Annotated in this window: 1 protein-coding gene; it reads right to left on the bottom strand. The window is 69.2% G+C overall.

All coding sequences use genetic code 11. From position 1 onward, the window contains the following. Nucleotide 1 precedes the first annotated feature (1 nt). Nucleotides 2–9,475: a non-ribosomal peptide synthetase gene (locus IEY60_RS23270; protein ID WP_189032074.1), complete on the bottom strand. Its 9,474-nt coding sequence runs from the start codon at nucleotides 9,473–9,475 to the stop codon at nucleotides 2–4. Between the last annotated feature and the right edge of the window lie 58 nt (nucleotides 9,476–9,533).

Genomic DNA, 9,533 nt, shown 5'->3' with positions numbered 1-9,533 from the left:
CTCATCTCATTCGCCGCAACGCGGGCCGGGCCGGCCTTGCCGTGGTGCGGACACGCCCCGCCAGCGACTCGACGGTCGGGGCCTCGAACAGGTCACGAATGGTCAGCTCGGCCCCGAGCACCGTGCGGACCCGGCTGACCAGCCGGGTCGCCGACAGCGAGTGGCCACCGAGGTCGAAGAAGGAATCGTCGATGCCGACCCGCTCCAGCTCGAGCACCTCCGCGAACAGCGCGCACAGGGCGGTCTCGGTCTCGGTGCGTGGTCCGCGCGCGGACACCAGGGCGGCGAAATCGGGGGCGGGCAAGGCCTTTCGATCCACCTTGCCGTTGGGCGTCAGCGGCAGGGCTTCGGTGACGACGACCAGCGGCACCATGTGCGCGGGCAGGCTCGCCCGAAGCTCGTTGCGCAGCTTGTCCACACTCATACCGGGCGCGGCAACGACATAGGCCACCAGCTGGTCACGACCTGCGCGATCGGCACGAACGACCACCGCCGCCTGCGCGACCGCGGGCCTGGCACCGACCGCGGCTTCGATCTCGCCCAGCTCCACCCGGAAACCGCGCACCTTGACCTGGTCGTCGGCACGGCCGAGGAAGTCGAGTTCGCCGGACGCGGTCCAGCGGACGTGGTCGCCGGTGCGATAGAGCCGCAGGCCGGGTGTTCCGAACGGGTCGGCGACGAACCGCGTCGCGGTGAGTCCGGGAGCCCGGTGATAGCCGCGAGCCAGCTGGACCCCACCGACATACAGCTCACCGGTGACACCGGCCGGGACCGGTCGCAGGGCGTCGTCGAGCACGTAGACGCGGGTGTTCCAGACCGGGGCGCCGATCACGGTGGTGCGGTCGCCCGCGCCCGACGCGGTCACCATGACGGTGCACTCTGTCGGTCCGTAGGCGTTGAACACCCGCACCCGGTCGCGCCGGGCGATCAGCTCACGCGACGGCGCCTCGCCACCGACGATGATCGTGCGCGAGGCGGCATAGAGCTCCTCGCTTGCGAGCTCGAGAATCCCTGGTGTCGCGACCACATGGGTGGGCTCCAGCTCGACGGCGACCCTGCCGAGATCGCCCTGGTAGTCCTGGATGTCGACCGGACAGAGCGTAGCTCCGCGCACCAGCGCACTGGCGGCGATGCCGGTGAACACGTCGAATCCCGGCGACAGCACATTGACGACTCGCGATCCTGCACCGATGTCGAACGAATCCGCTTGGGTCAACGCGAGATTCACCAGGCTCCGGTGGGTGACGACGACGCCCTTCGGCCGCCCGGTCGAGCCGGAGGTGTAGATCATGTAGGCGGGAGTATCCAGGTCGCGGACCGCGCTCACCTCGGCGCTCGGCTGTGCCGCGAGCGCCGCACGGGTGTCCGGCTCGTCCAGCACGATCGGCTCCGCGGCGGGATCGGCCGCGTGCACCAGCGCCGCGGTAGCGCTGGTCGTCACCACCACGCACGGACCCGCGTCGCTCAGCATGTGCCGCACTCGTTCTGCGGGATAGGTGGGGTCGACCGGTACGTAGGCCGCACCCGCGGTCTGTACCGCGAGCAGCGCGACCATCAGGTCCGTTGATCGAGGCAGGACGAGGGCGACGAACGATTCGGCTCCGACACCGCGGGCGATCAGCAGTCGGGCGAGCCGGTTCACCGCCGCTGACATCTCGCCGTATGCGATCGATCCGTGCTGGTCACGGACTGCCACGGCGATGGGGTCACGGTGCGCCTGCGCGGCGAACAGTTCCACGACCGTTGTCGAGGCGACGGCGTGCTCGGTGTCGTTCCATGTGTGGCAGATCTGTTCGAGCTCAGCGGGTTCGAGCACCGACAGCCGCGAGAGCGGCAGCTCCGGCCGGGCAGACATCTGGTCGAGCAGTCGCTCGAACCGCCGGGCCAGCTGGTCTGCTGTGGCTTCGTCGAACAGATCGCGCGAAAAGTGCAGTGCGCCCGTGATCCCGGCGGCGCCGTCGGCATCGTGCCGTTCGGTGAACACGAACTCGAGATCGAACTTCGTCGCCCCGGCGTCGACCTGCTCGACCGTGATGCCGGCGCCGGGCAGCGCCACGTCGGGGCCCGCGTCGTTCTGCACGACGACGAGCACCTGGAACAGCGGGTGTCTGCTCAGTGCCCGCTCGGGACTCAATGCCTCGACGAGCAGTTCGAAAGGCAGATCCTGATGTTCGTAGGCCGCGAGGTCGCCGGTCCGCACACGGTCGATGACCTCGGTGAATCCTGGGTCGCCGGACAGATCGGCGCGCAGTGCCATCGTGTTGACGAAGAAGCCGACCAGCTCTTCCAGCGCCTGATCGGCGCGCCCGGCGACCGGTGTACCGATCACGATGTCGGTGCCCGCGCCGTGTTTCGCCAGCAGCACCGAGACCGCGGCGTGCAAGACCATGAAGGCGCTGGCCGCGCCGGACCGTGCCAGCGCGTGGACCGCGCGATGGGTGTCGGCGGAGATCTCGATCGGTACCGAGCCGCCCCGGTAGCTCGGCTGGGCCGGGCGCGCCCGGTCGGTGGGCAATGACAGTTCGGCGGGGGCGCCGTCGAGCGCACGGCGCCAGTAGTCCAGCTGCGTGCCCAGCACACTGTTCTCGTCGGTGGCCGCACCGAGCCGGTCTCGCTGCCACAGTGCGTAATCGGCGTACTGCACCGGCAGCGCGGGCCAGCGCGGGGCATCGCCCGACAGCCGGGCCGTCACGGCGGCGGTGACGTCGCGCGCCAAGGGAGCCATCGACCAGCCGTCGGCGGCGATGTGGTGCACGACGATGACGACGAGCAGTTCGTCGCCGATCTCGAATATCCCCACCCGCATCGGCAATTCGCGGGTCACGTCGAATCCACGGCCGATCAACTCGACCACCGCGACATCGGCTTGTGCCGAATCGGTGCGCCGATAAACGAATTCGCGACGAGTGCGCGCTTCCTCGGGTGTCAGTACCCGCTGCACCGCCGTCCCGTCGAGCTCCGGGAACACCGTGCGCAACGCCTCGTGGCGTTCCACCACATCCCCCAGCGCCGCTTCGAGAACCTCGCGGTCGACACCGTGTACCCGCAGCACCATCGGCATGTTGTAGCTGGCCGAGGCACCTTCGAAGCGGTTCAGGAACCACAAGCGCGCCTGCCCGAACGACAGCGGCAGTACCGCCGGGCGCTCGGCGGCGACCAGCGGCGGATGCGACGGACCCGACGCCGACTTCACCCGCTCGCTCAGCGCTGCCACCGTGGGCGCCTCGAACAGGTCGCGCACGGTGAGTTCCGCACCGAGCACGCTCCGCACCCGGCTCAGCAGCCGCGTGCCCAGCAGCGAATGGCCGCCGAGGTCGAAGAACGAGTCGTCGATGCCGACCCGCTCGAGTTCGAGTACCTCGGCGAAGACCGTGCACAGGACCTGTTCGCGGTGATCGCGGGGTGCGCGAGCGCTCACCAGTTCGGTGAAATCCGGTGCGGGCAATGCCTTTCGGTCGACCTTCCCATTCGGCGTCAGCGGGAGCTCGGCCAGGACGACGACCACGGCGGGAACCAGCTGCACGGGCAGCGTGGCAGCGGCGGATTCCCTGACTGCCGGTCCACGCAGTGTCACGCCGGGCTCGGGGACGACGTAGGCGACGAGTTGGTGTGCTCCGGAGTGATCGCGCCGAGCGACGACAACAACCCTGGCGACACCGGCCACCTGCGCGATCACCGCTTCGACCTCACCGGGTTCGATCCGGTGCCCGCGGATCTTGACCTGGTCATCGGCGCGTCCGACGTACTCCAGTTCGCCCGCCGACGACCATCGGACGACATCACCGGTGCGATAGAGACGCTCGCCCGGCTTGCCGTACGGATCGGCGACGAACCGGGCCGCGGTCAGCGCGGGCTGCCGGTGATAACCACGCGCCAACTGGACGCCACCGACGTACAGCTCACCCGGCACGCCGGGCGGAACCAGTCCGAGCTCGGCGTCGAGGACGTAGGCGCGGGTGTCGGCGAACGGCACACCGATGGTCGGTGCGTCGAGCCAATCGAGGTCTACCTCGGCCTGGCTGCACCAGACCGTGGCCTCGGTGGGGCCGTACATGTTCCGCACCGAGGCAGTCGTCGCGACCAGCGACCGAGCCAATGCCGTGGGCAATGCCTCGCCACCGACGAGTGCGCGCAACCCCGTCACCGCTTCCGGGTCGACAGCGAGCAGCGAGGACCACATCGACGGGGTCGCCTGCAACACAGTGGCTTCGGCGGCGCGTGCCACGGCCGCCAGCGCGGTGGCGTCCTTGGCCGCGAGGTCGGAGGCGAGGACTACCGCCGCACCGGTGATCAGCGGGAGATAGAGCTCCAGAGCAGCGATGTCGAACGAGATCGTCGTGACCGCCAGCCATCGATCCCGTGGCGCCAGTTGCAGGGAATCCGCCATCCGGACAAGGAAATTCACCAGCGCCGCATGGGAGATGATCACTCCTTTCGGCGTGCCGGTGGAGCCGGAGGTGTAGATCACGTAGGCGGGATTCGCAGGGGCAAGACCAGCGCCGACGTGCAGCGACGCCAGGGCCGCGATCTCACCCGCGGTGTCCGGATCGTCGAGCACCAGCCGATCGGCACCCACCGCGACGTTCGCAGCGGTCGCAGTGTCGGTGAGGACCAGCCGCGCCGCCGAATCGTCGATCATGAACGCGATGCGTTCGGCCGGATAGCCGGGATCGACCGGCACGTAGGCTGCGCCGGACCTGAGCACGGCGAGCAGCGCGACCACCAGCTCTGTCCCACGAGGCAGCAGCAGGGCAACCGTCGACTCCGGGCCGATACCGCGCGCCAGGAGGTGGCGGGCCAGCCGGTTCGCGGCGGCATCCAACTCGGCGAACGTCGTTTCCTGTCCCCCGAAGAGGACGGCGGGTGCCGTAGGTGTCCGAGCCACCTGGGCTTCGAACAGCTCCGGCAGCGTGGCCGTCGACAGCGGTCTCTCCGGACTCTGCCAGTCCGTCAGAATCTGTGTCCGCTCTACGGTGGAGAGCAGCGAGTGGGCCGATACACGTCGATCGGGCTCGGCAACCAGCGACTCGAGCAACAGGGTGAACCGCCGGACAAGCGTGTGCGCCGACCGCCCGTCGAACAGGTCGGCCGAGTACCGCAGGGTGCCCGTGATCCCCGACCCGTCCCCGCGTTCGGTGAAGTCGAATTCGAGATCAACCTTGGTCGACTCCGTCCCCACCGGCTCGACCGCGACATCGACACCGGGTATCTCGATAACCGGAAGCTCGGTGTTCTGCAACACCACCAGCACCTGGAACAGCGGATGCCGGTTCAGCACCCGTTCCGGATTCACTGCCTCGACGAGCACCTCGAACGGCACATCCTGGTGCTCGAAAGCACCCAGGTCCACCGCCCGAGCCCGCTCGACGATCGCGGCGAACGAGGGGTCACCCGACACATCGAGCCGCAACACGACCGTGTTCAGGAAGAACCCGACGATATCGTCCAGGACGGCGTGCGACCGGCCTGCGACCGGCGTTCCCACGACGACATCGGTGCCCGCACCGAGCTTCGACAGCAATACCGAGACCGCCGCGTGCAGCACCATGAACACGCTCGCACCGCACGATCGCGCCACCGCGGTCACACCCCGATGCACCGCGGCGGACAGCTCGATCGCTACGGCGCCGCCCCGATAGGTGGGAGCGGCGGGGCGGACGCGATCGCTCGGCACCACCAGTTCAGCGGGCGCCCCCGCCAGCGTCTTTCGCCAATAGTCCAGCTGCTCAGCCAGTTTCCCGGTGCCGGTCGCGTAGTCGCCCAGATAGTCGCGCTGCCACAGCGCGAAGTCCGCGTACTGGACCGGCAGCGGTGCCCACTCCGGTGCGCGACCGGCATTGCGGGCCGCGACGGCACGACTCAGATCACGGGCGAACGGCGCCAGCGACCAACCGTCGGCGGCGATGTGATGGAAAACGGTGGCGAGCACGATCTCGCCCTCACCTACAACGAGAACTCCTGCCCGCACCGGCAATTCACGGGACAGGTCGAAGCCGCGCCGACCGAACTCGCCGATCGCCGCCTCGTCCGGCGCACCGGACAGCCTGGTCACCGAGCACCGCGCACGCGCCTGCTCCGGGGTGAGTACCCGCTGCACCGCGGCACCGTCGACCTCGGGAAACACCGTGCGCAATGGCTCGTGCCTGCACACGACGTCCCACAGCGCGTCGTCGAGAACCGCCGGATCGATGCGGCCACGCAGTCGCAGCACCACCGGGAGGTTGTAGTTCGCCGAGCCCGCCTCGAACCGGTTCAGGAACCACAACCGTGCCTGGCCGAACGACAACGGCAGCACCTCCGGCCGCTCGCGTGCGACGAGCGGCGGCCGCGCGCTGCCCGCGGCCGCTGCCGCCCTGGCGGCGAGCTCACCCGCGGTCGGCGCCTCGAACAGATCACGCACCGACAGGTCGGCGCCCAGCACGTCGTGCACCCGGCTCAACAGCCGCGCGCCGAGCAGCGAATGCCCGCCGAGGTCGAAGAACGAGTCGTCGATGCCGACCCGGTCCAGCCCGAGCACCTCGGCGAACAGGCCGCACAGGACTTCTTCCCTGCCGTCGCGCGGACCGCGCGCGGACACCATACGGGTGAAATCCGGTGCGGGCAGCGCCTTCCGGTCGACCTTCCCGTTCGGCGTCAGCGGCAGCTGATCGAGTACGACGACCACCGCGGGCACCATGTGCGCGGGCAGCAGCGCGCCGAGATCACGCCGCACCTGGGCGGCGTCGACCGCCGCCTCCGCCCACAGATAGCCGACCAGCTGCTGCGCGCCCGCGTGGTCCGGCCGGGTGACCGCGACGGCGCGCCGCGCACCGGAGACGTCGACCAGCGCCGACTCGACCTCGCCGAGCTCGACCCGGAAGCCGCGGATCTTCACCTGATCGTCGGCCCTGCCCGCGTACTCGAGTGTGCCGTCGGCCGTCCAGCGCACGAGATCACCGGTGCGATAGAGCCTTTCGCCCGCGCCGCCGAAAGGGTCGGCGACGAAGCGGCCCGCGGTGAGCGCCGGACGACCGTGATAGCCACGAGCCACCTGCGCACCGCCGATGTACAGCTCACCGATCACGCCGGGCGCGACCGGGCACAACCATCGGTCGAGCACATACGCGCGGGTGTTCCAGACAGGTCTGCCGATGCCCTGCGCGGCACCGTCCACCTCGGTCGTGATCGCGGCCGTGTCGATGAAAGCTTCGGTCGGACCGTAGGCATCGACGATGCGGGTTCCCGGGAATCGGCACAGCACCTCCGTGCTCAGCGACCGGGGTAGCGCCTCGCCGGCGAACACGAAATTCTCGATCCCACCGACCCGGATACCGTCGCCGAGCACCCGGGCGAACACCGACGGCACCGCATTGACGAAGCTGAACTGTTCGCCGGCGAGTGAACCGTCACCGAGCGCGAGAATGCTCGTGACCATCCGGGTCGAGCCGCCCGCGCCGAGCGTGCCCCAGATTTCGAACGAGGACATGTCGAAACTGATCGATGTCGCGGCCAGCGAACGCCGAAAAAAGGCCGTACCCAAAGTGTTTCGTGCCCATTCGAGGTTGTTCACGATGCCGCGATGGGTGATCACGACGCCCTTGGGCCTGCCGGTCGACCCCGAGGTGTAGATCATGTACGCCGCGTGATCGGGCAGCGTCGACGCGACCCGATCGGTGACCGGCGTGTCCGGGCGCTGTGCCAGGTCGGTGGCCAGCGCCGGGTCGTCCAGCAGGAGCCATTCGACCGCCGAGCGCGCGAGCTCGAGCGTGCTCGCCGTCGCCGTATCCGACAGCACGAGCAGCGGCGCCGCATCGGCCAGCATGAAGCCGATCCGCTCCACCGGATACGCGGGATCGACCGGCACGTACGCGCCACCGGCCTCGAGAATCGCGAGCAGCGCGACAACGAGATCCGTCGACCGCGGCAATGCCACCGCGACGAACGTGTCCGGCCCTACCCCGCGCTCGATCAGCACCCGCGCCAGCCGGTTCGCCGCCCCCGCGAGCTGCCGGTACGACAGGGTCCGGTCGCCGGAGGAGACGGCGGGTGCGTCCGGGTCGGCGGCCACCGAGCGGGCCACCAGCCCTGGAAGCGTCATGGCCGGGAGCTCCCGCCCGGTCCGGTTCCAGTCTTCGAGTACCCGGCGAAGATCGGCCGAGGTCAGCGGCGTGAACCCGGCGAACCGCTGCTGCGGGTCCGCGACGAGTCCGTGCAGGACCCGCACGGCGAACGCCGCGCAGCCGTCGGCGAGCGTCTGCAAGGTCGCCGCGCCGATCACCGCGGGATCGGCCTCGAACACCAGCCGGATGGTGTCCTTGCGATCGCCGTAGACGATCAGCACCGACAGGCCGTCGGTCGGACCGGCGGTCAGGATCTCGAATCGTCCGGACGCGGTGCCGAAATCGACACCGGCTTCGATGAGCATCGCGTTGACGACCGGACCGAATACCGAGCCGAATTCCGTCGTCTCGACACCGATTTCGGCGGCGATCTCGGTCGACCGGAGACGCTGGTGCATGAGAGCGGAGAACAGGTCGGTCTCCACGCCGCGGAACATGTCGGCGAGCGTGGCCGCGGGATCCCGCTCGACCAGCACCGGCACCACATTCGACACCGCACCCGAGCCGAGCTTGGTGTCCTTGGTCATCCGGGTGGTCACCGGAATGCTCAGCCGGAAGGCAGGCTCGCCGGACACGCTCGCGAGGTACAGCGCGATCACCGAAACCAGGGCGGATTCGGTCGAGAACAGGACGACACCCCGGTCGGCCGCTTCCTCCCGGGTCGGTACCGCGGCAGCGTCGAATTCGGCGACCGCACGGGATGTCTCGGCCGCGGCCGAACCCCCCACCGGGAGCGACGAGCTCGCGCTGCGCAGGGCTTCGGCCCGTTCCCGCCAGTACCGCCGATCCCGCTCCCAGGCGCGCGAGCCCCGATAGGTCTTCTCCGCCTTCAGCAGCACCGCGAGATCGTCGCGGGGTTCGACCTCGACCGGCGTGCCGCACGCGATGGATCGATACAGCTCGGCGGTGCGCCCGAGTACCGTCATGCCGCTGTAGCCGTCGAGAACGATGTGATGGGCGCGCATGAACCAGAACCAGCGGGCAGCACCGACTCTGATCGCCGCCATCTCGATCGGCGGATCGCTCGCGACATCGAGGGATGCGCCGACGGCACGACGCATCAGCTGCTCGGCCGCGGCGATCGGATCGTCGTCGTCGCGAAGATCGAACTCCCGCAACCGATAGGTGGTCGTCGTCCTGGTCACCGCACGCGGAAAGACCTGCCCCTCTTCGGGCGGGAGGAAGGCCGCGCGCAGGGATCCGAACTCGCGACTCGCGAGCTCCAATGCCTGCCGCAGCACCGCTATCTCGAAATCGCCGGTGATGTCGACGTATTGCGCGATAGCGATGGTCGGTTCGGGATGCAGGTACTGCCGGAGCCAGATCTCTCGCTGCAGCGCCGAGAGATCAGAACCCGCGAACTCGGTACTCGTCACGCTGTGCCACTTTCAGAACTTCGGCGGCCTGAATCCGCGGCCACCGCCAACGATGTGG

Source organism: Nocardia rhizosphaerihabitans, from assembly GCF_014646295.1.
GTDB classification, from domain to species: Bacteria; Actinomycetota; Actinomycetes; order Mycobacteriales; family Mycobacteriaceae; genus Nocardia; species Nocardia rhizosphaerihabitans.
This window is presented reverse-complemented; position numbering and strand designations above follow the sequence as displayed.